Genomic DNA, 24,535 nt, shown 5'->3' on the forward strand with positions numbered 1-24,535 from the left:
TTTAAAGCCGATATTTATCGGATATAAATGCGGGTCATTGACCCTCGGGCCGCAGCGCGACCCAGACCCTCCGACAGTTTTTCCAGAGGCTACTGATGAAAACCCTCAATTCGACCCCGCGTGCCGACGGCTTCCACATGCCAGCCGAATGGGCGCCGCAGACCCAGGTCTGGATGGTCTGGCCGGAGCGCCCTGACAACTGGCGTCTGGGCGGCAAGCCAGCACAGGCTGCGCATGTCACCCTGGCCAAGGCCATCGCCCACTTCGAGCCGGTGACCGTCGGCGTTTCCGCCGGCCAATACGAGAACGCTCGGCGCCAACTCGACGTGCCGAACATCCGCGTGGTGGAAATCAGCAACGACGATGCGTGGGTGCGCGACACCGGCCCAACCTTCGTCATCAATGACCACGGCGAAGTGCGCGGTGTAGATTGGGGCTTCAACGCCTGGGGCGGCTTCGACGGCGGCCTCTATGCGCCGTGGAACCGCGATGAAGAGCTGGCTGCCAAGGTGCTGGAAATGGAGCGCTGCCAGCGCTACCAGACCGAAGGTTTCGTGCTCGAAGGCGGCTCGATCCACGTCGACGGTGAAGGCACCCTGATCACCACCGAGGAATGCCTGCTCAATCGCAACCGCAACCCACACCTGGACCGCGAGCAGATCGAGCAGATCCTGCGCGAGCAGTTGGCAGTCGATACCATCGTCTGGCTGCCAGATGGCTTGTACAACGATGAGACCGACGGCCACGTCGACAACTTCTGCTGTTACGTCGCCCCAGGTGAAGTGTTACTGGCCTGGACCGATGATTCCAACGACCCCAACTACGCCCGCTGCCACGCGGCCTTCGAGGTGCTGAAAAACACCCGTGATGCCAAAGGGCGCGAGTTCGTGGTGCACAAGATGCCCATTCCTGGACCACTGTTCGCGACTGAAGAAGAGTGCGCCGGGGTCGATCAGGTCGCCGGCAGCCAGGAGCGTGATCCATCGGTGCGCCTGGCTGGCTCCTATGTGAACTTCCTGATCGTCAATGGCGGGATCATCGCGCCGAGCTTCGACGATCCGGCAGATGCCGAAGCTAGAGCGATTCTGGCCAAGGTCTTCCCTAATCATGAAGTGGTGATGATCCCGGGTCGTGAGTTGCTTCTGGGCGGTGGCAACATTCACTGCCTGACCCAGCAGCAACCGGCGCCGATCAAGCGCTAACCTCTTGGCAAATGAAAAGGCCCGTCGCGATGACGGGCTTTTTTGTTGGTGCGACGGCTGGCGCGGGGAATGGCATACGTTTTGTATTGTTTTCCATTGTGTTTCAAACAGATAGGACTACTCCGATCTGTAACAAAACCCACGTAAGTTAGCCGCTCACGGGCCCAGGGAGTTTGTGTAGAGATGAATGCAGCAAGTGAGTCGGCTTTGCCCCCATCGGCAGTGAATCACGAATCGCTCAAAATATTGACGCAGTGGTTGAGACACCATGGAAGCAAACGGGTCAGGACGACCGACCCGCGACGTCTGCTGGATGGGCGCTATCCGCAAGGCTTGATCAGTGAAGCAGAGCTTGAGGCTCTGATGGCTGTCTGGCATTGACCGGGTAGTACTTACGGATGAATGAAAAACGCCACCGCGATCATGCGGTGGCGTTTTTGTTTGTGGGGGGCAGTGCCGGCCGAGGGCGGTACGCACCCTGCAAATCTAGAAATTGTACGTGCCGGTCACCACCAGGCTGCGCGGATCGCCCACCTGAATCTGCGCCGCACTGGTTGCCGAGGCGTAGTAGGTCTTGTCGGCAATATTGTTCAACGCCGCGCGCACATCCCAGTCGCGGGTACGGAACCCTGCCAGTGCATCCCAGCGGCCATAGCCCGGCAACACCGTGGTGTTCTGGTTATCGGCATAGCGCTCGCCCACCAGGGTCAGGCCGGTTTCTGCGTACCAGCCCAACTCTGGCTTCCAGGTGATGAACAGGCTGCCGTTACGCTTGGCCACGTCGTTGATCCGGTTGCCCTCCTGGCCGTTGTTGTCCTCGACGATGATCGCGTCCTGGATACCGATCCCGCCGCGCACGTACCAGTTGCCAACGATATTGCCGGTGGCGGTCAGCTCGATACCGCGTGACCGTTGCAGGCCGCTCAGTTGAATCAGCTCTGGGTTGTTCGCGTCGCGGGTGCGGCGGTTGTAAAGCTCCAGTTCATAGACGGCGAGGGTGGTGGTCAGGCGGTCGTCCAGCCAGTCGCTCTTGACGCCGATTTCCTTCTGCCGGCTGAGCTCTGGCCCGGTGTCGTTGGCATTACCAGGCGCGCCTGGGGTGATGCCGATCAGCCCGCCGCCAACCGGCGAGAAGGTCTTGCTCCAGGACGCATAGAACGAATGGTCTTGCCATGGCGAATACACCACGCCCAGACGGGGGCTGGTGGTGTTGCTGTCCTGTTTTTCGCTCAGGTTGCGAATCTGGTTGGTCGTTTCCACCTCGAACTGATCGAAGCGCACGCCAGCGAGGATCTGCCACTGATCGTTCAGGCGGATCTGGTCCTGCAAGTACAGGCCGCGGCTGTCGACCACGCTGTGGTTGTTGCTCGACACCACCATACGGCCGTTGTGTTGCAGGCTACGGTCGGGGTTGTTCAGGTCCAGGCTCGGAACCAGGGTGCCGCCGTCCTTAGGCTTTGCGGCGGTGTACAGCAAAGGATCGCGGCGCTGATGACCGAACTCAAGGCCCACCAGCAGCTTGTGTTCCAGGCTCCAGGTGGCGAAGTTGCCTTCGGCTTCGAGGTTGTTGAACAGGTTGCGGGTCTTCAGGTCCTGCTGCCAACGCTGGCGAGTGACGGTGTTATTGCTGGCGTTGTAGGCGGTCACGTAGGTGTTGTCGAAATCACTGTCGAGCTGGAACAGGCTCAGGGTGTGGCGCAGCTGCCAGGTGTCGCTGAGCTGGTAGTTCAGGCGTGAGCGCAGCGACTGGCTCTTGTCGTCGATGAAATCGCGCTGGGTATCGCCATAGGTGGTGTCGCGGCCAACGTCGGCCGGGCGTCCATTGACGCCTGGGATGCCGCGATCAGGTGTGCGGTTGAAGCGGCTGTATTCGTACTGCACCAGCCAGTTGAGATCTTCGCTCAGTTGCCAGCTCATGGAGGGGGCGAACAGCTGGCGGCTGCCATCGATACCGTCGCGGAAGCTGTTGTTGTCCTGGTTGCCCAGGTTCAGGCGCAGGCTGATGTCATCGCTAGGGTCGGCGCTGAGGTCGGCGTACAGGCTGCGCAGGTCCTCGCTGCCGCCTTGGACCTCGATGCTCGAGCGGCGGCCATGTTCTGGCACCTTGCTCACCCGGTTGACGATACCGCCTTGGCTGCCCCGGCCATACAGCACTGCCGCTGGGCCCTTGAGCACATCGACCCGCTCGATGTTGTGCAGGTCGCGAATGTACTGGCTGTCGTCGCGCACGCCATCGAGATAGAAGTCGTTGCTGCTATCGAAGCCGCGGATTCGCACGCTGTCGAAGCGCGTGTCGGCGCTGCTGCTGACGTTGGGGATGCCTTCGAGTGCCTTGCCCAGCGAACTGCTGCCGTAGTCCAGCACATTTTGCGTCTTGAGGGTGTCGATCGCCTGCGGCACGTAACGCACCGGGGTCGAGGTGCGGGTCGCGGTGCTTACTTCTTTCACTCTGGGGTTATCGCGCTCGCGTTCACTGTCGGCGGTGACCGACAACTCCGGCAGGGTAGTGGTAGCAGCATGGGCAACGCCTGCGCTGCACAGCAGCGACAGGCCGAGGGTTACAGGAGAAAGACGGCAGGCAGCACGCATGGAAACATCCGCATAAGGCAGTAATTGGAAAAAGGGTGCGGATGATAATGCGTGCTATTTACTCGTGCTTGGGTATTTGTAAAGACTCGTCTTTACATATGTATCAGTTTGTAAATGCCAGGCCACAGTCAGGATGTCAGCACAAGAGACAGATTGCCCCAGGCAATGGCAGATATGCATTGAAATGCACCAGACCTAAGCGTGATTTTGGTTATATCGACCTGCATTTCACGATTTTTTGACATCCTCAAGCGCGGGCGGATAGGATTCGGCCAACGCCTGCCGGCCATGACTTGGCCATGCAGCTGCACAAGGCCCGCCAGGCAAGTATCGGTGGGGCCTTCCAGTTGGATCCGCATAGCGTCGAACCTACGAAGGGGCGTTGGTTCCTGGCGTCAGAATGCAGAGCGTTTTTGATTAAGAAATAAGGAAAATAAGATGTTGAAAACCAGGATCAGCCTGGTCGCCTTGGCGATGATCGCCGCGACCCAGGCACAGGCCAACGAGCAGGCCGACAGCAAGGGCTTTATCGAAGACAGCCACGCAAACGTTCTCCTGCGTAACGCTTTCATCAATCGTGACAAGAAACACGGCACCAACGATCAGTCCCAATGGGGCCAAGCGTTCATCGCCAACTTCTCCTCCGGCTTCACCCAAGGCACCGTCGGTGTAGGCGTTGACGCCTTCGGCCTGTACGCGGTGCGTCTGGACGGTGGTAAAGGTCGCAACCAAGGTGGCGGCGTCGACTTCTTCAAGCGCTCCGACCCCACCTTCGACGGCGAAAAAACCAACTCGCCGCACAACCTGGCCCGCGCTGGCGCGGCCGTGAAGTTCCGCATCTCCAACACCGTGCTCAAGTACGGTGACCAGATGCCAGCCCTGCCGGTTCTGCAATACGACGATGCCCGTCTGCTGCCAGAAAGCTTCACCGGTACCCTGATCACCTCCAAGGAGATCGAAGGCCTGGAGCTGAACGCCGGTCGTTTCACCCAGGAAGCGCGCAAGAGCGCCGAGCGCCGTGACGGCGGTGGCCTCAAGTCGATCAACGTGCTCGGTGGTAGCTACAAAGTTACCGACAACTTCACCGCTTCGCTGTACACCGCAGACAACGAAGACGTGATGAAGAAGCACTACCTGGGCTTGAACTACGTCTTCCCGATTGCCGCTGACCAGTCGCTGACCCTGGACTTCAACGGCTACAAGTCGGACATCGACAACAAGTACGTACGCGCCGCCAGCCTCAATGGCGACTCCAACACCATCTGGAGCCTGGCTGCTACCTACGCCTACGGCCCGCACTCGTTCACCCTGGCGCACCAGCGCAGCACCGGCAGCACCGGCTACAACTACGGCTGGTACCAGAACGAGGGTGGCGTGGGTGACGGTGGTTCGACCATCTACCTGGCCAACTCCTACTGGTCTGACTTCAACGCTGAAGACGAGCGTTCCTGGCAGCTGGGCTATGGTCTGGACTTCGGCGCCTTCGGCGTACCGGGCCTGACCTACAAGGTCGCCTACGTTGTTGGTGACAACATCAACACCCGTAAAGTCGGTGCCCCACAAGGCTTCGGCGAGGGTAAAGAGCGCGAGATCTTCAACCAGATCCGTTACGTCGTTCAAGACGGCCCGGCCAAGGACCTGTCGATCAAGCTGCGTAGCTCGTTCGTGCGTACCAACAACGCCGTTCAGCAAAACGGCTACAACGACGACGGTAACGAAGTCCGCGTATTCGTCGAGTACCCGATCAGCATCTTCTGATCCTGACTTGGCGTCTCAAACAGCCCCGGCCTATGCCGGGGCTGTTTGTTTGCGGCGTACCGTAGCCACGGCTGGCGCCTTGTCAATTTCTCCCGTCTCTGGCGCAAAGCTGTCACTGCGCGCCATCCGCCACATCCGCGCATAGAACTCACTTTCGATCGAGCCACTGAGCAATTCACCTGGCTTGAGGAAGGTATGCAGCTGCGAGAACAGGCCAATTTCACTCGGGCTGATGCGCCGCGCCAGGTGCTTGGGCTTGAGCTCCGAGGGATGCTCAAGCCCCGCTGCGGCGAGCATCTCGGCCAGGGCATGCAAGGTGTTGCGATGGAAGCTGGCCACGCGCTTGGCCTTCTCCGGCACCACGAGCGCACGCTGGCGCAGAGGATCCTGGGTCGCCACGCCAGTCGGGCATTTGTTGGTATGGCAGCTCTGCGACTGAATGCAGCCAATGGCGAACATGAAGCCGCGCGCCGAGTTGACCCAGTCGGCGCCAATGGCCAATACGCTGGCGATATCGAATGCGCTGACCAGCTTGCCCGCCGCGCCGATGCGTACCCGATCACGCAGGTTCAAGCCGACCAGGGTGTTGTGCACGAACATCAAGCCCTCCCGCAGCGGTACGCCGATATTGTCGGAAAACTCTCGCGGCGCCGCGCCCGTGCCGCCTTCACTGCCGTCGACGACAATGAAGTCCGGGGTAATGCCGGTGGCCAGCATGGCCTTGGCGATGGCCATGAACTCCCACGGATGCCCCAGGCAAAACTTGAAGCCCACCGGCTTGCCGCCAGACAGTTCCCGCAGCAACGCGACGAAGCGCAGCAGCTCGACCGGGGTGCGGAAGGCGCTGTGGGCGGCCGGCGAGATGCAGTCCTCACCTTCGCGCACGCCACGGGTGGCGGCGATTTCCGGGCTGACCTTATGCCCCGGCAAGATCCCGCCGTGGCCAGGCTTGGCGCCTTGGCTGAGCTTGATCTCGATCATCTTCACTTGCCCATCGCGCGCCTGCTCGGCAAAGCGCTGTGGATCGAACCGGCCCTCGTCGGTGCGACAGCCAAAGTAGCCACTGCCGATCTCCCAGATCAGGTCGCCGCCGTGCTCGCGATGGTAGGGGCTGATACTGCCTTCGCCGGTGTCATGGGCGAAGCGGCCCAGCCGTGCGCCCTTGTTCAGGGCGGCAATGGCGTTGGCGCTAAGGGCGCCGAAGCTCATCGCCGAGATATTGAAGATCGATGCCGCATAGGGTTGCAGGCACTGCGGCCCGCCGATACGGATGCGAAACGACGCCGGATCCGGCGTTTGCACCGGCAGCATCGAATGGCTGATGAACTCGAAACCGGTCTTGTAGACGTCATTGAGCGTGCCAAAGGCTTTCTCGGCGCTCTCGTTCTTGGCGCGGGCATACACCAGTGAGCGTTGCGCGCGGGAGAATGGCAGCTTGTCGTCATCACCTTCGATCAGGTACTGGCGGATTTCCGGGCGAATGGTTTCGATCAGGTAACGGATGTTGCCCAGGATCGGGTAGTTGCGCCGCACCGCGTGATGGCTCTGGCGCAGGTCGTTGAGGCCGACCAGGCTGAGCAGGGCAGTGATCACGCAAAACGGCCACAGCCAGCTGTGCTGGGCGAGCAAAGGGATACTGGCAAAGGTGAAGATCAGGCAGGCGGCCAGGCAGGCGTAGCGGCTGGGGAGCGACTCTTTCATGGGTCCATCGCAGGCAGGATGACCCGACCTAGGATAGGCAAAGCAGGCGCGCGGAAAACCAGGGGTTTCGGTAAAAGACTCTTGCGCGCGCGCAGCTTGTGTTCAATGGATTGCTTACGCTAAGACCACTTGCAATGCGATCAATCCAGTTCGAAATACCATTCGAGGAAGGCGTTGAAATCTGGCCACTGAGGTTTCACCTTGCCTGCCAGGAAATCGACCAGCAACGGGCCGGCCTCCAGCTCAAGCACTTCGCCTGTATCGCGGTTGTAGAAGAAACCGTGTTCGGAGTGGAACCCGTCCAGTGGCAGGTATGCTTCTGGCAGCCCCATCTCATGGGTAGCCTCGATACTACCCAGATAGCTGGAGTTCACCAGGAACCAGCCCACCTGAAACATCTCCACATGACGACTGAGAAAGGTCGGGCCGTCTTCGGCATGCAGGAAGAAGCGCACGAAATCAGAGTCCATGGGGAGGCCAAGGCCAAGCAACGCTTGGCGGTATTCTTCAGAGGCATCATCGAACCACCAGCCTTTGGTCTTGCAGTGGTTGATCAGTTTTTCGGAAAGCATGTCAGGCTCCACAGCGGTTTGGTTTGCCACCGCCCTTGATGGAGGCAGTGGCACGTTGTTTCCAGTATGCCTCACGGTCAATGTCAAACGCGCTACGGTTGACCGGATTGTGTGGGTGAGCATTGGGCAAGTGCGGATGCAGCGCCTTGCTCTTTTGGAACCGATTATGGGTATCGGCCGACAGTTCGAACAAGGATCCGATGCCATTCTGCTTGGAGTGGTGCAGGTGGACCACCTCGTACTTGCCGTTCTTGATGATCATCGGACTGCGCTGCTCTTCCAGCACCAGCTGACGGTTGGTTTTCACGCCATTACGTGTATTGACCTTCAAGTCCCAGTCGATCTCCTGCTGATAGACCGTATGCACATTGCCAGAAGGCGCCTCGAACACCGTTCGGGTGAAGATGCCATCCAGGCCGAGCGGGTCGATCCAGGTGAACGGGTTGGGCCCATAGGCATACAGGTTCAGGCCACCGTACAGGCCAATCGGGTCCGGTTGGGTGAAGCGCCCGATATCGGGGTCGTAGTAACGGTGCAGGTTGTAGTGCAGGCCGGTTTCGCGATCAAGGTACTGGCCCTGAAAGCGCAGATTCTGCTCGTCGATGAAGCGCGCCTCGCGCTCCTCGCGCAAGGTATTGCCCCACACCTGATAGCTCGCTTGCCAGAGCAGCTGGCCCTGGTCGTCGGTCAGCTTGTTCGGCAGGCCATTGACGTCGTTATGGAAGTGGCAGACCTGCTGCGTCTGGCCCTGGCCGTCGATGCGCGCAAGTGGCTCGAAGCCGTCGTTGGCATAGACGTAGAGGCTGGCGCGGCCATTGCGTCGCTCGCTCAGCAGGCGCTGGCCCTCCCAAGTGAAGCAGGTCTGGTTCAACAGCCGACCCTGGCCGTCGTACTCGGTTTTTTCCAGCCTGCGTCCCAGCGGGTCATAGCGCATGCGCAGCACGCGTTCGCGCCCTGCCTGATGGCTGTCGACCCGTACCAGGCGGTGCTCGGCGTCATAGTGAAAGTGCTGTGTGCCCCAGCGACGGCTGCGTTTTTCCAGCAACCGGCCAAAGGCGTCATAGCGGTAGCGTTTGTCCTGGTAGTGGCTCAGGCGATTATGGCGAACCGGTTTGGCCGGCGCCTGCGCGGGGTCTATCAGGTTGGCGGCAGCATCGTAGGTGAAGGCTTCATGGGTGCCATCGTGAGCATCCTGGCGAGCGATTATCCGGCCGGCGGCATCGTGGCGTAGCCACTGCTGGTGCTGTTGGCCGGGCTGCTGGCTGAAATGCCCCGCCAGATCATCGGCCAAGCTCCACTGGTAGCTGTCCTGGAACGGCGCCAGCAGCTGGGAGGCTTGGTCGAGCTGGCGAGATTGGCGTCGGTGCAGCCGCCCGCTGCGGTCGTACTCGCTTTGCGTCGCCAGGCGACCTTGCACGCGCAAGGTTTCCCGATGCAGGCGGTCGCGTTCGAAGTCGCAAAGCACCAGGCCGTCGAGGTTGATGTGGTGCAGATGGCCATTGCCGTAGAAATGCCGATTGAGCCAGCGGCCGTCAGGCAACTGGGTTTGCAGGGGATTGCCCAGTTCATCGTAGACCCGCCTCAGTACCCCGCCTGCAGTGTGCTCCTCGGTGTTTTGCCCCAAGGCGTCATAGGCGAACGCTACCCGTTGCGTGTTACCGTCGCGGTCAGTGCCGAGCACTTCCAGCAGTCGGTCCAACGCGTCGTAGCGATACTCGGTAAAACCATCGTCGGTGGTCTTGGCGACCATTCGCCCACCGGCATCGCGGGTGTACTGATGGACGATTGCCGCTGGGTTCGCCTCGGCGAACTCGGGCGAGGGGTAAAACTCCAGCGCGATCAGGTTGTCCGTGGCGTCATAGCGGTAGCGGCGTCCACCGCCGTCCAGCTCTTGCTGGTCAATCAAGCGATCGAGCGGGTCCCAACTGAACCGATAGTGCTCGCCGTTGGCATTGCTCAGGGCAGTCAAGCGACCGTAGGGATCGTAGCGGTACTCCACCTGATGACCGAGGGGGTCGATGCTTTTCCAGGCTTTGCCTTGCCGATTGAAACTGTAGAGGCTGGTCTGCCCGCCCGTATCGCTGTAGCGCACCAGACGGCCCAGGGCGTCGTGCTCGAAGTGCTCCCGACGACCGTCAGGCTGCACGATGGCGGTCAGGTAGCCACGGATATCCCGCTCATAGGTGGTGCATTCACCCAAGGCATTGGTCACTGCCTGCAAGTGGCCGCGGTGATCATAGTCGAAGCGGGTTGTTGCAGCAGAACAATCGGTATAGCGCTTGAGTTGGCCCAGTGGGTTCCAGTGCAGTTGCTTGTGCTTGCCTGCCGCATCGATGATTTCCACAACCTGGCCGTGCGCGTCGTAGCGGTAGCGTGTGACCTGGCCCAGCGGGTCGGTCTCACGGGTGCGATTGCCACGCGGGTCATAGCGATACTGCCAACGATTGCCCGCCCTGTCGGTGCGCGCGCGCGGCAAGGCCCAGTGCTCCAGCCACTGAAACGACTCGCTGCGCCCCAGTGGGTCGATACTCTCGGCCAGGTTGCCCGATTCGTCATAAAAGTACTGCCATTGGCCACCATCGGGCGCCTGGGCGCCGAGCAGTTGGCGCTCATCGTTCCACTCGAAGTGCCAGGTGTCGCCCAGCGCATTGGTGAACGAGGTGACCTGATACTGCGGGTTCCAACGACGGGTCGAGACCCGTTGCAGGCCATCGGTGATACGCGTAATGCCCGCGCCAAGGTCATACTCGAAGCGATACTCGTCGCCTTCGTTGGTCCAGTGTCGGACCACCCGCCAACCATCGTCGAAACTCGCCCACTCATAGCAGCACTGCAGGCCGTCGTAGGTCTGGTGCAGGGTCAGGCGAGCGCCGCCATCGTAGCCGAACTGTCGGGTGGGGCGGGCCAGGGCGTCTTCAACCTGGGCCAGGTTGCCGTTGGCGTCATAGCGGTAGCTGACCAGTGTTTCCCGGCTGGGCTGGGGCTGATTTGCCTGAGGGTAGTGACGATCAACCGCGAGCAGCCGCTGTGGCCACTGGCTGCAATAGCGCAGGTGGATCTCGATCTGCCCGCTACTGTCGCGCAAGCGTGCTAGACGGCCGAGGTCGTCGTAGTCCAGGTAAAGGCGGTTGTCGTTGCGGTCGCCCAGCTGGCTCAGGCGCAGGCGGTCAGGGTTGCCTGGCGTAGGCTCGAACAGCCGGTACACCCCTTGCAGGCTTTCGATCAGCAGTTCGCCATTGAGGGCGTGACGTACGCTCAAGCCTTCACTGGCACTGAATACCGCATCGCCCTTGGGGATCTGCCCCATGTCGATGACTCTGGCTTGCTCATCGGTGAACAGCAGGCGTTCTGTGCCCGCGTCACGCTTGAACTCGACGAAGACTTCGTAAGCCACGCTCCAGCCGGGGCCAAACAGCCCGTCGCGGCGTTCATCGCGGCTGTTGTAGTAGCGCTGCCAGGGCAGCGGGATCGGGCCTGGCAGGTTGAAGTCCAGGTCCTCCTCGCCGTTGAGCAACTTGGCGCCAGTGGGCGCGTGGACCGGATTCGGCGAGCCGACGATGGCAGAGGTGAGGGCGCTGGTGACCTGACCGCTGACATAGCTGCTCACGCCACCGATCAGCATGCAGCCAAACCGGCTGTAGAACTTGCCACCACGCCCGCGCAACAGCATCAAGGCAGTGATCGCCAGGCCGATCCCAGGCGTCTTGCCGCTGCGTATCTCGCGGACCACGATAGGCTCGCCGCCGATGCGCACATTGTTCGACACCAGCCCACCGTCGACGATCACCGCTTCACAGGTGCTGCGGTCGCCACTGCGCGCAGCCGGATGGCCGTTGATCAAGACCTTGCTCGAACCCTCGGCAAGGTATTGCGGCGGCATCGGCGGGTGCTTGCTGCACACGACCTTGTCGTCGTTGGCTTCCTGGGTGTTGGCGGCGGGGCTGGCGACGGTGGGGCGCCACATCTGCGAGAAGAACCCCTTGGCCATGTCCAGGAAGGTTTCCTCAGGCTCATCGGCACCCTCTGCGCCGCCTTCCAGTGGCGCGGGGGGGGCGATAACCACACCTGCTGCGCGGGCTGCCGGTTTACCGTTGGTCTTGGTGTCGGGGGAGCCTGAAGCGATGGTCGCCTGCACCGAGGGCGGAAACAAAAAATTGCCGATACCCTCACATAATCGACTGAGCCCAGTGTCGGCGCCGGTCGCCGCCATGGCCACACCCACCACCAGGCCCACCACTGCGCCGAGCACGAAGCAGCCCAGCCCGCCAGTGGCTACGGTGATGCCCAGGGCCGCAGCGACGGCTGCCGTCGCCAGGGCGCCGATGGCCACGGTGGCAGCAACTTCCAGCACGCCGCCGACGATGTCGGCCATCATCGAGGTGTGCAACAGGGCATCGCCTTCGCGTGCCGCCCACAGAGCGTCAGACATGGAAGGGGATCAGCCGAGGTTGTCGAAGTCGAGCGATTGTTTGATCGCCAGCCAATGCGCTGCCTCAGCTTCGCCCAGCGGCTGCGGCTTGACGTAGCTGAGCGCGAACATCCGGCGAGTGCCGGGCAGCACAAAAGCCAGCTGGTACTGGTAGACCTTCTCCTGGCCCTTGCTGAACTGGCTGCTCAGCTCGATCGCGTCAATGCCTGTGGCGCCCACGCGCACCGCCTGGGCGGGCTGGAAGTTGAGGTCCTTGACCTGCTGTTGCAGGCGCTGCAATTGGCCATCGAAGTTGCTTTGCAAGGTCTCGCCCTCGGCCAACAGGCTACGGCTGACGATCAAGGAGGTGCCCAAGGCCTCGAAGCGCAGGATATTGATCGTGGAGTCCTGCACAGTGGGGTCAGGCAGGGCGAAGCGGAATTCGTTGAGGCGGTAGCTCATTGGGCATCTCGTTACTTGCTGGAGTCGGGGAACATGGCCTTGACCGAGTCCTGGATTTTTTTCTGCACACCTTGCTCATTCGCTGCGGTTTGCGCACCGCTGCCAACGTTCAGGTCGAGGGTGCCGTCCGTGTTGATCTCGGCATCTTTGCTGGCGTGGAAGCTGAACTGCACGCAGCTGAGGTTGATCTGCCCACTGGCATTGAGCTCGATCACGCTCTTGCCGCAGACCAGCCGCAGGTTGTCACCCACTTCCAGCAGGTAGCTGTTGCCGATGCTGTCGCGTTTGCTCGCGCCGACCAGCAGGACCTCGTCGCGGCGCACTGCGCGCAAGCGGTCCTGGCCGATGGTGATGGTCTCCAGCATGCCGACGCTCTGGGTGCGGTTGATGCCTACCGAAAGGGTCTCGCTCTGCTCGACCACGGTGTCCATGTTGCGCTCGGCATGCACGTACAGCTGCTCGGCCCCCTTCTTGTCTTCCATGCGGATTTCATTGAAGTTGGCCGGGCTGCCGCCCTTGCTCGAACGGCTCTTCATGCCGCTCTGGGTGGCATTGCCGGGCAGGTCGTAAGGCACCGTTTGTTCAGCGTTGTAGACGCGCCCGGTAATGATCGGTCGGTCAGGGTCGCCTTCGAGGAAACTGACGATCACCTCCTGGCCAATTCGTGGGATCTGCATCGAACCCCAGTTCTTGCCAGCCCAGGCCTGGGACACACGAATCCAGCAGGAGCTGTTTTCGTTGGATTGGTCATGCCGGTCCCAGTGGAAATGCACCTTGACCCGGCCGTACTGGTCGGTCCAGATCTCTTCGCCGGCGGGGCCTACTACCACGGCGGTCTGCGGACCTTTGACGATCGGTCGCATGGTGCTCGAAACCGGCCGATAGCTCTGCTGCGCAGCGATGCAGCTGAGGTTGCTTTCGAACTGCGCCGAGCCGCTGCCCCCGCCGGTCTCCAGGCGCTCCTGGACCACGTAGTAACGGGCAGAGACGATCAGGTACTCGCGGTTCTGGTCCTGGCGGGTAAAGCCGCTGAGGCTGAACAGATGGCCGCTACCCAGGCCGCGGGCGTTGCCGCGCAGCTCGACCCGCTCGTGCAGGCTTTGCAGCGACTCCAGGCGGGTGCGCGCATAGTGCTCGCCGTCCTGCGACTGTTCGTAGGCGCCAGGGTAGTCGAACAGCGGATAGTCGCCGGCCTGGTGCGGGCGTGGCATCGCCGAGCGTACGTCGATGCGTGCGCTGGGGCGCTGGAAGTCGTAGTCGTTGAGCTCAAGCGAGCCTGGCTGCACTTCCTGGGCAAGGTGCCAGTCATTGATATGGTCGCGTTCGCGGTGCTGTCCATCCGGGGGATAGAAGGGCACCGACTCGTAGCCCGGCGCCTTGTTGTGGGCGCCGTAGGCGTCGGCCAGCACCAGCACGTGGCGCTCTTGTTCGTGGCGGAAGAAGTAGTAGATGCCTTCTTCCTCCATCAGCCGGCTGACGAACTCGAAGCTGGTCTCGCGGTACTGCACGCAGTATTCGCGCTCGCGATAGCTGCGGCTCAGGGCGTCCTCGAAATCGGAGAAACCCAGGTCGCGGAACACCTGCTTGATGATCTGCGGCGCGCTCAAGTGCTGGAAGATCCGGCAGTCGCTGGTGCGCGTCAGCAGCCACAGCCACGGGCGCAGGGTCACCCGATAGCTGGCGAACTGGCCACGGTCGACCGACTGGCTGCAGCGCGCGACGATGCCATGGAAATAGCGCGAGCCACCCAGGCTCAGCTGCAATGACAGGCTCATCGGCTTGCCGAGCAGTTGGTTGAGGTCGATCGCCGGATCGTCGCTGGTCAGTTGCAGCTCATAGTCGAACAGGCGGCCGAGTTCTTCGCTGCCGCCCATCTCGCTGAGCAGCAGCACGTCTGGGCCCAGAGGGCTATTGATCTGCGCCAGGCGCGTGAGTTGCTTGAACAGCATGAAAGGTCCTGTCAGCTGGCGGCGCTGAAGTCGTAGTGCAGGTCATTGTTGCGGCGGCGGATGCTGACGCTGGCCAGCGGCTTGCCTTCGAGCAGGCGCGTGAGGAACTCGCGGCTCATGTCCGGCAGCAGGCCATTGGTCAGGATCGCGTCGATCATGCGTCCGCCGCTTTCGCTCTCGGTGCAGCGCGAGACGATCAGCTCGACCACGCCTTCGTCGTAGGCGAAGCCCACCTTGTGGGTGCTCTCCACGCGCTTGCGGATGCGCTCCAGTTGCAACCGAGTGATGGCCTTGAGCATGGCATCGCTGAGCGGGTAGTAAGGGATGGTCACCAACCGGCCGAGCAGCGCCGGCGGGAATATTTCCAGCAACGGCTTGCGCAACGCGCTGGCGACCGACTCGGGATCGGGCAGCGCTTGCGGGTCGTTGCAGGTGCTGGCGATCAGCTCGGTGCCGGCGTTGGTGGTGAGCAGGATCAGGGTATTGCGAAAATCGATCTGGCGACCTTCGCCATCCTCCATGACGCCCTTGTCGAACACCTGGAAGAAGATCTCGTGCACATCCGGGTGGGCCTTTTCCACCTCGTCGAGCAGCACCACGCTGTACGGCCGACGACGCACCGCCTCGGTCAGTACCCCGCCTTCGCCGTAGCCGACATAGCCGGGTGGCGCACCCTTGAGGGTCGACACGGTGTGGGCTTCCTGGAACTCGCTCATGTTGATGGTGATCAGGTTCTGCTCACCGCCATACAGCGCTTCGGCCAGGGCCAGGGCGGTCTCGGTCTTGCCTACCCCAGAGGTGCCGGCGAGCATGAATACGCCAATCGGCTTGTTCGGGTTGTCCAGGCCTGCGCGCGAGGTCTGGATGCGCTTGGCGATCATCTGCAGGGCGTGGTCCTGGCCGATGATGCGCTTGGCCAGGTGGCTGTCGAGGTTGAGCACCGTCTCGATTTCGTTGCGCGCCATGCGTCCGACCGGAATGCCGGTCCAGTCCGCGACCACCGAAGCCACCGCTTGGTAGTCCACGGTTGGCAGAATCAGCGGCGACTCGCCTTGCAGCGCGCTCAGGCGCTGTTGCAGGTCGATCAATTGCTCGCGCAGGGCATGGCTGCCCTGAACGTCGATCTGCTGATCGACCACGCCGACGTGTTCGCGCAATTGCGCGCGAGTGGCCAGCAGCTCATCGACCAGGGCTTTTTCTTCGGCCCAACGGCTTTCCAGCTCGGTGAGGCGCTGGCGCTCTTCGCTCAGGCTGGCCTCGACCTTGGCTTGGCGCTGGACGGTGTCGACGCCGATGGCGCTTTCGCGGGCGATGATCTGCAGCTCTACCTGCAGGGCCTCGATGCGTCGGCGGCTGTCGTCGACCTCGGCCGGGACCGCATGCAGGCTGATCGCCACGCGTGCGCAGGCGGTGTCGAGCAGGCTGACCGACTTGTCGGGCAACTGACGCGCCGGGATGTAGCGGTGCGACAGCTTGACCGCGGCCTCCAGGGCCTCGTCGAGGATTTGCACCTGATGGTGTTTTTCCATGGTGGAGGCAACGCCGCGCATCATCAGCAGCGCCTTGTCTTCGCTCGGCTCGGCCACTTGCACCACCTGGAAGCGCCGGGTCAGGGCCGGGTCTTTCTCGATGTGCTTCTTGTACTCGGCCCAGGTGGTCGCAGCCACGGTGCGCAGGCTGCCGCGCGCCAGTGCCGGTTTGAGCAGGTTGGCCGCATCCCCGGTACCGGCTGCGCCGCCTGCGCCGACCAAGGTGTGCGCTTCATCGATGAACAGGATGATCGGCTTGGGCGAGGCCTGGACATCCTCGATCACCTGGCGCAGGCGCTGTTCGAATTCGCCTTTCATGCTCGCACCGGCCTGCAGCAGGCCAACATCCAGGCTGCGCAGCTCGACGTCCTTGAGCGCTGGCGGTACGTCGCCAGCGACGATACGCAGGGCGAAACCTTCGACCACCGCCGTTTTGCCAACTCCAGCCTCACCGGTAAGGATCGGGTTGTTCTGCCGGCGGCGCATGAGGATGTCGACCAGTTGGCGAATCTCTTCGTCACGGCCGACGATGGGGTCGAGCTTGCCGCTGCGGGCCTGCTCGGTGAGGTCGACGGTAAAGCGCTTGAGCGCTTCCTGCTTGCCCATTGCCGCGGGCGCTACAGCGCCGCTGGCCTCGCCGGGAGCGGCGGCAGTGAAGCCGTCGCTGGCACCCAGGTTGTTCTCGGGCGAGTCGCCGACATACTCATCGAAACGCTCGCTCAAAGCCTCGACCTTGATCTTGGCGAACTCGCTGGACAGCCCCAGCAGGGCGTTGCGCAGGCTTGGTGTCTTGAGGATGCCCAGCAACAGGTAGCCGGTACGCACCTGGCTTTGGCCGAACATCAGGCTGCCGTAGACCCAGCCGCGCTCGACCGCTTCCTCGACTTGCGATGACAGGTCGGTGATCGAGGTCGAGCCGCGAGGCAGGCGGTCCAGCGCGTCGGTCAAATCCCGCGCCAGGCGCGCAGGTTCGATGTTGCACTGGCGTACGATGCGGTGCAGGTCCGAGTCCTGGAGTTGCAGCAACTGGTGCAGCCAGTGCGCCAGTTCCACGTACGGATTACCCCGCAACTTGCAGAACACGGTGGCGGCTTCGATCGCCTTGTAGGCGACGCTGTTGAGTTTGCCGAACAGCGCGGCGCGGCTGATTTCACCCATGTTGCTGACTCCTTGTACCCGGTGGTGTGAGTGGCTGCTCGGCGTAATACCGGGCTAGCTTGAGATCGTTGGCATCGCGTGCTGGCTGGCCGAGCCAAGTATCGAAGCCCAGGCGTTGGCCTGCATTGAGTTGCAGGGCGGGGACCTGCTCGCGTTGCAGAATCAGGTTCAAATCCCAGTCCAGCTCGTGGCCCTGGTACTCCGCGACCCAGGCGGCCAGTTCGATGAATGCGCTGCCGCCGGGCAGCAGGGCGTGGTACTGGTCGAGGGTCAGCGGGCCCAGGCACAGGCGAAACTTGTGCTGACGGTCCCAGACGTAGCGGCCCAGGCACAGATCCACCCCCAGGCGATTGGCGCGCACGCCGAGCTGGCTGCGCTCGGGCAGCTCAAGCCATTGGCCGACGTACTCTTCAAGTTTCACCGGCACGCCGAAGTAACTGGCCAAGATGCTGCACAGCCCATCGGGGTAGCGGGTTTGCGCGGCCAGGTGGCCGGAGAAATGCAGCTTGGCGGTATCGGCCAAAGGCCCCTGGCCTTGCAGGGCCGGCAGGCCACGGCCGCTCAGGGCGGCCAGGCGCGCGGCCCAGTAGTCATCACCCGGGCGGTCGTGGCTGACCGTTGGCCGCGCCTCGGCCCAGGCCCGGTAGAACAGGCTCAGCAGGCGGTGGTGGAAGATGTCCAGGAAGCGCTTGCTGGTATGGTCGGCGTGATTGCGCTGGCGTTCGCGCATGTGTTCGGTGAGGTGCAGCGGCAGTGGCCCGTTGGGGCCGCCGAGGCCGAAGAAGAACTGCTCGAGGCGCGCAGGCCGCTGTTCTTCAGCTGGGCTTACCGAGGCCAGGGTTGCCGGGGCGAACGCGCAGTCCAGGCGCTGGCCAAGGCGCACCGGCTCATCGGCCAGGCGCAGCGAATGGCCGAAGCGTGGCAGGTCGGGGTGTTCTGCTTCGAGCCGGCGCAGGGCCTGGAAGAAATCGTACTCCCAGGGCTCGGCCTGCATGGCCTCGAGCGTGTTCACAGGGTCGGTCGGCGTCCGGGCTTGGCTTTCCATCGCATGATCTCGCCGCGCTCAGTGGTGCGCAGCACGGTTTCGGTGAAGCTGTTGATGGACACGTAACGGGTGAGGAAACGTTCGAACACCGCGCCGAGCAGAAACACCCCGGTGCCGCGGAAGGCGTTCTCGTCGAACGCCAGGGTGATCTCCAGGCCACGGCCGAAAACGATCGGCCCGGGCATCGGCAGGCGCCGGGTGCAGGCTCTGCTGCTGACCTCGCGCAGGCCGTCGATCTGCAATTGCAGCGCGCTGTCCTGGCTGTCGCCATACAGCCGGAGCAACTCGCGCAGGGCGGCTGCGCCCTGGCCTTGCTCGGTCAGCGACAGGTAGTTCAGCGACAGCTGGCTGATCAGCCGCCAGGCGCGGTTGTCGTGGGCGTGGCTGGCGCGCGGGCGGCTCGGCCCGGCCAGGCAGCGCACGGCCGACACCGGGGCGCTGTCGGCCAGGCTGAAGTCGCTACGGCCGTCGCCGATGTTCATGAACAGCGGCAGGTCGCGGTTACTGCACAGCGCGCTGATGCCCAGCTGGCGCAGGTCGTGGCGATACGGCGCCTGTTGGCCGTCGACCAGGCTGACGAAGGTCTCGCTGCCCATGTAGCTCGAACGGGTGCCATTGCGCCGCTGTTCGCTGGACAGCACGCGCGGCTCACGGCGCACGATGTAGTAGGACTGCTCGCGGCCATAGCGCGACGGATCGCGTACGGCGTAGAACGGCAGGAATTCTTGATCGGCGCCGGTGCCATGGCCAGTTACCCGGTGCAGCGAGTGGATCTCGAAATCGGTCGGCCGGGTGCGGTCGGCAATCACATGGTGTTCGTTGACCTTGTCGCTCAGGTGAATGCGGTCGACCCGACGCGGGAACAGGTTGATCGCCGGGGTACAGAAGGGCACGAACTGGGTGGCCGTGACGCTGCTTTCCAGGCTCTGGTCGAAGCGCTCGAACAAGATCAGCAGCTCCAGCTCTTGGCCGCTGCAGCGTTTGACCGCGCGCTCCAGGCCGGCGAAATCGACGAACAGAAAGCGCTGCGGCAGGGCGAAGTATTCTTGCAGCAAGCGGTAGCCCTGAAACGCCTGGGGCACCACCGGCAGCGCCGCCTCCTGGTCATCGAAGCCGCAGGGTAGCAAGGCTTGCTCGACGGGGATGCGCTCGACCCAGTCAGCCCCTGGCTGGCGAACGAACACCGCGCAGGCATTGCCCAGCAGTTGCTCGTAGAGGCGAAACGGCGTTTCGTCGGCGCCGTTGAGGTACAGCGGCAGGTGCTTCAATGGCAGGCTGGCGAACGGCACTTCAGCGCCGCTGCGCAGGGTCAGGCGCAGCCCGGCGCGGGCCTTGGGTTCGCTGCTGGCAAGCCGGCCGAGCACCGCGCCGGGGTTGCCGAAGTACTCGGCGCGGGCCACGTGCAGGGGCCAAAGGGTGACGTCCTGGGTGCTGCGAAACTCACAGGGCGTCTGCGTATCACGGCCAAGGTTGGCGCGCAGCACGCTGCCCCGCGGCAGCTGGAAACCGGCGCTGAGCGAGCCTTCGTCGGGGTCGGTCTGCATCTGCACCACGGTCATCGACGGCGTCGGCGCCAGGTAGTGCGGGTAGGCGATTTCCAGCAGGTTGTGGGTGAAGGTCGGGTATTCGGCGTCGAGCTTCAACTGCACCCGCGCCGTCAGGTAGGCAAAACCCTCCAGCAGCCGCTCGACATACGGGTCGGCGCAGTCGATGCCGGACAGGGTCAGGCGGCCGGCGATCTTCGGGTATTCCTTGGCGAACTCTGCCGCGCTTTCGCGGATGTGCTGCAGCTCCTGGTTGTACAGCTCGAGCAGGCGCGGGTTCATGCACGTCTCCGGCGGTCGGCGGGGGCCACGCGCACATGGCCCGACTCCAGGTCCAGGTCAGTCTGCAGCAGCAAGGGCAGGGCGGCCGGTTGCGCCCACAGGTCGCCTTCGATCTCGAAGCTCAGGGCGTTGGCGTTCATCTCGCCGGGCGCCGCCTGGGCCCGCACTTTCAGGGTGTGGGCAAGAATGCGTGGTTCGTAGGTGGCGATGGCCTGGTGGATGATGCGCTCCAGGGCGGCCAGGTCGATATTCGAGGCACTGTTGCCGGCCAGGGCGGGCAGGCCATAGTTGATCACCGAGGCACCGGCTGGTGTGTGCAGGGTCGCCTGGGTGTCGAGCAGCGAAGTGGTGTTGAGCAGCCAGGTCAGGTCGCGCAGCACCGAGGCCTTGAGCTGTTGCAAGGACAGCACGCGTTTGTCGGCGGCTTCCTGCAGGTTGCCGGGCTCGTCGTCGGTCAGACGATCCAGTAACGAGGGTTGCAGAAGGTCGCGGGCGGCGATGTTGGCTACCACGGAAAAACTCCGCTGGAACAGTTCGGGACCGCGTCGCCTGCTTCGCGAGCAAGCCCGCTCCCACAGGGGCAACCGATGGCCATTGTGGGAGCGGGCTTGCCCGCGAAAAAGACGACGCCCAGATCAGATCTTGACGTTGGAGCGCACGTTCCAGCCGTACTTGATCGGCCCGCCTTCCTTGGAACCATCGGCCTTCTGCGGTTGGTAGTCGACAGTGACCTTGGCGAAGTTCAGGGTGACGTTTTCGGTCAGGCGATCATCGCTGCCCGAGCCGCCGGTGCTCAGCGAGCTGATCAGCACTTCTTCAAGGTTGATGATCAGGTACTCGACCTGGCTTTCGCCGCCGGCTTTACGCACGGTCAGCTTGACCTTGTCGATGTGCTTGCCGCTGGAGCAGTGGGCCATCAGGTTCGGGCTGGATTTGTCGACGTACTTGGTGATCGACAGGTCCTGGATATTGACCTTCCCGGCACCGCCGCCACCGCCCATGTGCATGTTGCCGGACTGGGACATGCCCCAGCTCCAGTTGAGCACGTCGATCTCGTCCTTGTGGGCCTTGTCCATGGACTCGCCCTTGATGTCGCCGATCTTGATGAAAATATCTACAGCCATGATGTCTCCGGAATGTCGCGTCGTTTGGCAGTGCTAGAGGGCGGCGATGCCGCCCCTTCGCGAGGTTTAGGCGCTCTTGGCCGATGGCAGCTTGGAAACCAGGCGCAGCGACACGGTCAGCCCTTCGAGCTGGTAGTGCGGGCGCAGGTAGAAGCGCGAGTTGTAGTAACCCGGGTTGCCCTCGACTTCCTCGACCACCACTTCGGCAGCCGCCAGTGGGTGCTGGGCCTTGGTGGTCTCGGTGGAGTGCGCCGGATCGCCGTCGACGTAGTTGAGGATCCAGTCCTGCAGCCAGCGCTGCATCTCGTCCTTTTCCTTGAACGAGCCAATCTTGTCGCGAACGATGCACTTGAGGTAATGGGCGAAACGGCAGGTGGCGAACAGGTACGGCAGGCGCGCAGCCAGGTTGGCGTTGGCGGTGGCGTCCGGGTCGTCGTATTCGGCCGGCTTTTGCAGCGACTGGGCGCCGATGAATGCGGCGAAGTCAGTGTTTTTCTTGTGCAGCAGCGGCATGAAGCCGTTCTTCGCCAGCTCTGCCTCACGGCGGTCGGAAATAGCGATTTCGGTCGGGCACTTCATGTCCACGCCACCGTCGTCGGTGGGGAATGTGTGCGCCGGCAGGCCCTGCACTTCGCCGCCCGACTCAACGCCACGAATGCGCGAGCACCAGCCGTAGTGCTTGAACGAGCGGTTGATGTTGACCGCCATCGCGTAGGCCGCGTTAGCCCAGGTGTACTTGCTGCTGTCGGCGCCGTCGGTGTCTTCTTCGAAGGCGAAGGCTTCCACCGGGTCGGTCTTGGCCCCGTAGGGCAGGCGTGCGAGGAAGCGCGGCATGGTCAGGCCGATGTAGCGCGAGTCTTCCGACTCACGCAGCGAGCGCCAGCCGGCGTATTCCGGGGTGGTGAAGATCTTGGTCAGGTCACGCGGGTTGGACAGCTCCTGCCACGAACCCATGCCCATCACCGTCGGCGAGGCGGCGGAAATGAACGGTGCGTGCATCGAGGCGCACACCTTGGACATCTCGCCGAGCAGCTCGACATCCGGTGGCGACTGGTCGAAGTAGTAGTCGCCGACCAGGCAGCCATAAGGCTCGCCGCCGAACTGACCGTACTCTTCTTCGTAGAGCTTCTTGAACACCGGGCTCTGGTCCCAGGCGGTGCCCTTGAATTTCTTCAGGGTCTTGTGCAAGTCGTTCTTGGAGATGTTGAGCACGCGGATCTTCAGCTGCTCGTCGCTCTCGGTGTTGTTGACCAGGTAGTGCAGGCCACGCCAGGCGCTTTCCAGCTGCTGGAAATCGGGGTGATGGATGACCTGGTTGACCTGGGCGGTGAGCTTGGCGTCGATGGCGGCGATGATCTGCTCGATCGAGCCAATGGCATCGTTGGAGACCAGGTTGGTCTGTGCCAGGGCCTGTTCGGCGAGGGTGCGCACGGCGCTTTCGACGGCTTCCTTGGCGCGCTCGGTCTTGGGCTTGAACTCTTGCAGCAGCAGCGCTGCGAATTCACTCGGCTCCTGGGTGGTGGCCGGTTGCGACTGGGTGTCGCGCAATGGATCGTTCATGGGCGGTCTCCTCAGGCGCTTGGGTCAACGTCGGCAGGCTTTGGCGCGCTGGCCAGGGCCTGCAGCAGGGCAGGGTCTTTGATCGCTTTGAGGATGATGTCCTCGGCGCCGGTCTTGCCGTCCATGTAGGTCAGCAGGTTGGCCAGCTGGGTGCGTGCTTCGAGCAGCTGGTTGAGCGCGTCGATCTTGCGCGCCACGGCCGCAGGGCTGAAGTCGTCCATGCTCTCGAAGGTGATATCCAGGCTCAGGTTGCCTTCACCGGTCAGCTCGTTGGGCACGTTGAACGCTACCCGTGGCTGCATGGCCTTGAGGCGCGAGTCGAAGTTGTCGACGTCGATCTCCAGGAACTTGCGCTCGGCCACAGCCGGCAGCGGCTCGGCGGGTTTGCCGGCAAGATCCGAGAGCACGCCCATGACGAACGGCAATTGGACTTTCTTCTCGGCGCCATACAGCTCGACGTCGTATTCGATCTGCACCCGCGGCGCACGGTTGCGTGCGATGAATTTCTGGGAGCTGGTGTTCGCCACGTTGTTCCTCCTGGTCGCCGGTGCGGCGGCTTCGTCTGTTGCGGGCGTCGGTTAAGCGGTGCGCGTGGGAGCTCAGTCGGCCTCGGGACCGCGCAGGTTTTCAAATTGCGAGAGACCGTCCGGGATCAGGTCGCGGACGATGGTCGCGAAGTCGGCATTGACCAGGTTCTTGGCCCGGCGCAGCAGCACCGGCAACGGGCTCGACGGCTCGTGACGGGCGTAGTACTGGAGCAGGCGGTCCAGGCTTTGCAGCACCTCTTCGCGGCTGCTGACCTCACCGGGGCGAGCTGACTGGCGCAGGCTTTGCGCAGGCTGCGCGGCGCTTTGCTGGTCGCTGTCTGGGCTGTCGTCAGCGCCACTCTGGGCTTCGCCCAGTGGCAGTTCGCCGCCTGGCGCGTAATCGCCAAGCACTTGCTGCGCCTGGCGCAGTGGCTGCTTGAGGGCGCTGAGGTCGACCCCGCTGGCCGAACCGACCTGATCGCTGACGCGCCGCTCGATGGCCTCGCAGGCTTCGCGGGCTGCGGCCAGGGCCTGGCGGGTCTGTGCCAGTTGCTCGGGATCGGCGTCGCGCAGGGCCGCAGCCAGTTCTTCGACGCTCAGCTGCTCGCTGGCGAAGTGCTGCACACCAGCGGCATTGAGTGCCGCACGCAGGCTCACCGGGCCGAAGGCGCGCGAGCGGGCCAGCACCGCCTCGCGCAGCAGGGCGATGTTGGCATCGCAGGTCAGCCCGGCGAGGGCGTTGATGCGCACGGTAGGGTCGTTGTCGTCGGAGGCATCGAGCTGCGGGTGCACGTGCAGCCAGTACTCATCGAGCAGATCGCGGATCAGTTCGAGGCTGGCAGCCAGGCCCGGCAAACCGTGCAGGGCGAGGTTGGCCTGCAGCAAAAAATGGGTGATGCGCAGGTCTTTGCTGCGTTGCAGCAAGGCGCTGCAAGACGCTTCGATAGCACGCCACTGTGGTGGCTCGGCCGGCTGGATGGCATCGCCCATGACACGCTCGGGCCGGCCCTGGGCATCGCGCTCCAGTTGCAGGAAATCCGGGTCGTATTCGAGGTCGTCGCCGCAAGGAAAGTCTGCGGAAACAGCGGCGAGCAGCAACGGCGAGTTCACCAGAATTCGATCTCC

At 63.0% G+C, this 24,535-nt stretch carries 16 protein-coding genes; 2 read left to right on the forward strand and 14 right to left on the reverse strand.

Annotated features, from left to right (window positions below; genetic code table 11):
• Nucleotides 1-95 precede the first annotated feature (95 nt).
• Nucleotides 96-1,202 (forward strand): agmatine deiminase, encoded by a 1,107-nt coding sequence (gene aguA, locus OIU19_RS12285; protein WP_264235223.1) that lies wholly within the window; start codon nucleotides 96-98, stop codon nucleotides 1,200-1,202.
• 486 nt (nucleotides 1,203-1,688) lie between these two features.
• Here the strand turns inward: aguA and OIU19_RS12290 are convergent, their stop codons facing one another.
• Entirely contained in the window at nucleotides 1,689-3,791 is a 2,103-nt protein-coding gene (locus OIU19_RS12290) for a TonB-dependent siderophore receptor (RefSeq protein WP_264235224.1), read from the reverse strand.
• A gap of 438 nt (nucleotides 3,792-4,229) precedes the next feature.
• On the opposite strand from OIU19_RS12290, the gene OIU19_RS12295 reads away from it, so the two are divergent.
• Nucleotides 4,230-5,549, forward strand: coding sequence for an OprD family porin (locus OIU19_RS12295; RefSeq protein WP_264235225.1), 1,320 nt, complete (start codon nucleotides 4,230-4,232; stop codon nucleotides 5,547-5,549).
• Between the two features lie 30 nt (nucleotides 5,550-5,579).
• Here OIU19_RS12295 and OIU19_RS12300 read toward each other — a convergent pair whose 3' ends face one another.
• From OIU19_RS12300 to tssA, 13 genes are all read right to left on the reverse strand, one after another.
• Complete coding sequence (locus OIU19_RS12300; protein ID WP_264235226.1) at nucleotides 5,580-7,250, reverse strand: FMN-binding glutamate synthase family protein; 1,671 nt, start codon at nucleotides 7,248-7,250, stop codon at nucleotides 5,580-5,582.
• Nucleotides 7,251-7,390: 140 nt separating this feature from the next.
• Nucleotides 7,391-7,822 carry a hypothetical protein gene (locus tag OIU19_RS12305; protein ID WP_264235227.1) on the reverse strand — a complete coding sequence of 144 codons (432 nt, stop codon included), beginning with the start codon at nucleotides 7,820-7,822 and terminating at the stop codon, nucleotides 7,391-7,393.
• Nucleotide 7,823: 1 nt separating this feature from the next.
• A complete protein-coding gene (locus OIU19_RS12310; protein WP_264235228.1) occupies nucleotides 7,824-12,251 on the reverse strand; it encodes an RHS repeat-associated core domain-containing protein in 4,428 nt (1,475 codons plus the stop codon).
• A 9-nt stretch (nucleotides 12,252-12,260) separates the two neighbouring features.
• Entirely contained in the window at nucleotides 12,261-12,692 is a 432-nt protein-coding gene (locus tag OIU19_RS12315; protein ID WP_264235229.1) for a DUF1795 domain-containing protein, read from the reverse strand.
• An 11-nt stretch (nucleotides 12,693-12,703) separates the two neighbouring features.
• Nucleotides 12,704-14,641, reverse strand: a complete 1,938-nt coding sequence (locus OIU19_RS12320; RefSeq protein ID WP_264235230.1) for a type VI secretion system tip protein VgrG — start codon at nucleotides 14,639-14,641, stop codon at nucleotides 12,704-12,706.
• 11 nt (nucleotides 14,642-14,652) lie between these two features.
• A complete protein-coding gene (gene tssH, locus OIU19_RS12325) occupies nucleotides 14,653-17,328 on the reverse strand; it encodes a type VI secretion system ATPase TssH (RefSeq protein WP_264235232.1) in 2,676 nt (891 codons plus the stop codon).
• Nucleotides 17,321-18,373: a type VI secretion system baseplate subunit TssG gene (gene tssG, locus OIU19_RS12330; RefSeq protein ID WP_264235233.1), complete on the reverse strand. Its 1,053-nt coding sequence runs from the start codon at nucleotides 18,371-18,373 to the stop codon at nucleotides 17,321-17,323. Before tssG ends, tssH begins: the two co-directional genes overlap by 8 nt.
• The gene (tssF, locus tag OIU19_RS12335) at nucleotides 18,337-20,199 is read right to left on the reverse strand and encodes a type VI secretion system baseplate subunit TssF (RefSeq protein WP_264235234.1); all 1,863 of its coding nucleotides are present in this window, start codon (nucleotides 20,197-20,199) and stop codon (nucleotides 18,337-18,339) included. Before tssF ends, tssG begins: the two co-directional genes overlap by 37 nt.
• Nucleotides 20,196-20,711, reverse strand: a complete 516-nt coding sequence (gene tssE / locus OIU19_RS12340) for a type VI secretion system baseplate subunit TssE (protein WP_264235235.1) — start codon at nucleotides 20,709-20,711, stop codon at nucleotides 20,196-20,198. Before tssE ends, tssF begins: the two co-directional genes overlap by 4 nt.
• A 123-nt stretch (nucleotides 20,712-20,834) precedes the next feature.
• A complete protein-coding gene (locus OIU19_RS12345; protein ID WP_186552835.1) occupies nucleotides 20,835-21,323 on the reverse strand; it encodes a type VI secretion system tube protein Hcp in 489 nt (162 codons plus the stop codon).
• A gap of 66 nt (nucleotides 21,324-21,389) precedes the next feature.
• The gene (gene tssC, locus OIU19_RS12350; RefSeq protein WP_264235236.1) at nucleotides 21,390-22,883 is read right to left on the reverse strand and encodes a type VI secretion system contractile sheath large subunit; all 1,494 of its coding nucleotides are present in this window, start codon (nucleotides 22,881-22,883) and stop codon (nucleotides 21,390-21,392) included.
• Nucleotides 22,884-22,894: 11 nt separating this feature from the next.
• Complete coding sequence (gene tssB / locus OIU19_RS12355; RefSeq protein ID WP_186552833.1) at nucleotides 22,895-23,410, reverse strand: type VI secretion system contractile sheath small subunit; 516 nt, start codon at nucleotides 23,408-23,410, stop codon at nucleotides 22,895-22,897.
• A 72-nt stretch (nucleotides 23,411-23,482) separates the two neighbouring features.
• Complete coding sequence (gene tssA, locus OIU19_RS12360; RefSeq protein WP_264235237.1) at nucleotides 23,483-24,520, reverse strand: type VI secretion system protein TssA; 1,038 nt, start codon at nucleotides 24,518-24,520, stop codon at nucleotides 23,483-23,485.
• Nucleotides 24,521-24,535: the final 15 nt, after the last annotated feature.

Origin of the sequence: Pseudomonas sp. BT-42-2, assembly GCF_025847435.2 — a bacterium.
In the GTDB taxonomy this organism is placed as follows: Bacteria; Pseudomonadota; Gammaproteobacteria; order Pseudomonadales; family Pseudomonadaceae; genus Aquipseudomonas; species Aquipseudomonas urmiensis.

Bases quoted from the DNA above. Each gene is read 5' to 3' on its own strand.
- tssC (WP_264235236.1), bottom strand. From the start codon at position 22,883: ATGAACGATCCATTGCGCGACACCCAGTCGCAACCGGCCACCACCCAG.
- OIU19_RS12305 (WP_264235227.1), bottom strand. From the start codon at position 7,822: ATGCTTTCCGAAAAACTGATCAACCACTGCAAGACCAAAGGCTGGTGG.
- OIU19_RS12295 (WP_264235225.1), top strand. From the start codon at position 4,230: ATGTTGAAAACCAGGATCAGCCTGGTCGCCTTGGCGATGATCGCCGCG.
- tssF (WP_264235234.1), bottom strand. From the start codon at position 20,199: ATGAACCCGCGCCTGCTCGAGCTGTACAACCAGGAGCTGCAGCACATC.
- OIU19_RS12345 (WP_186552835.1), bottom strand. From the start codon at position 21,323: ATGGCTGTAGATATTTTCATCAAGATCGGCGACATCAAGGGCGAGTCC.
- OIU19_RS12320 (WP_264235230.1), bottom strand. From the start codon at position 14,641: ATGCTGTTCAAGCAACTCACGCGCCTGGCGCAGATCAATAGCCCTCTG.
- OIU19_RS12290 (WP_264235224.1), bottom strand. From the start codon at position 3,791: ATGCGTGCTGCCTGCCGTCTTTCTCCTGTAACCCTCGGCCTGTCGCTG.
- aguA (WP_264235223.1), top strand. From the start codon at position 96: ATGAAAACCCTCAATTCGACCCCGCGTGCCGACGGCTTCCACATGCCA.
- OIU19_RS12310 (WP_264235228.1), bottom strand. From the start codon at position 12,251: ATGTCTGACGCTCTGTGGGCGGCACGCGAAGGCGATGCCCTGTTGCAC.
- OIU19_RS12300 (WP_264235226.1), bottom strand. From the start codon at position 7,250: ATGAAAGAGTCGCTCCCCAGCCGCTACGCCTGCCTGGCCGCCTGCCTG.
- tssG (WP_264235233.1), bottom strand. From the start codon at position 18,373: ATGGAAAGCCAAGCCCGGACGCCGACCGACCCTGTGAACACGCTCGAG.
- OIU19_RS12315 (WP_264235229.1), bottom strand. From the start codon at position 12,692: ATGAGCTACCGCCTCAACGAATTCCGCTTCGCCCTGCCTGACCCCACT.
- tssH (WP_264235232.1), bottom strand. From the start codon at position 17,328: ATGGGTGAAATCAGCCGCGCCGCGCTGTTCGGCAAACTCAACAGCGTC.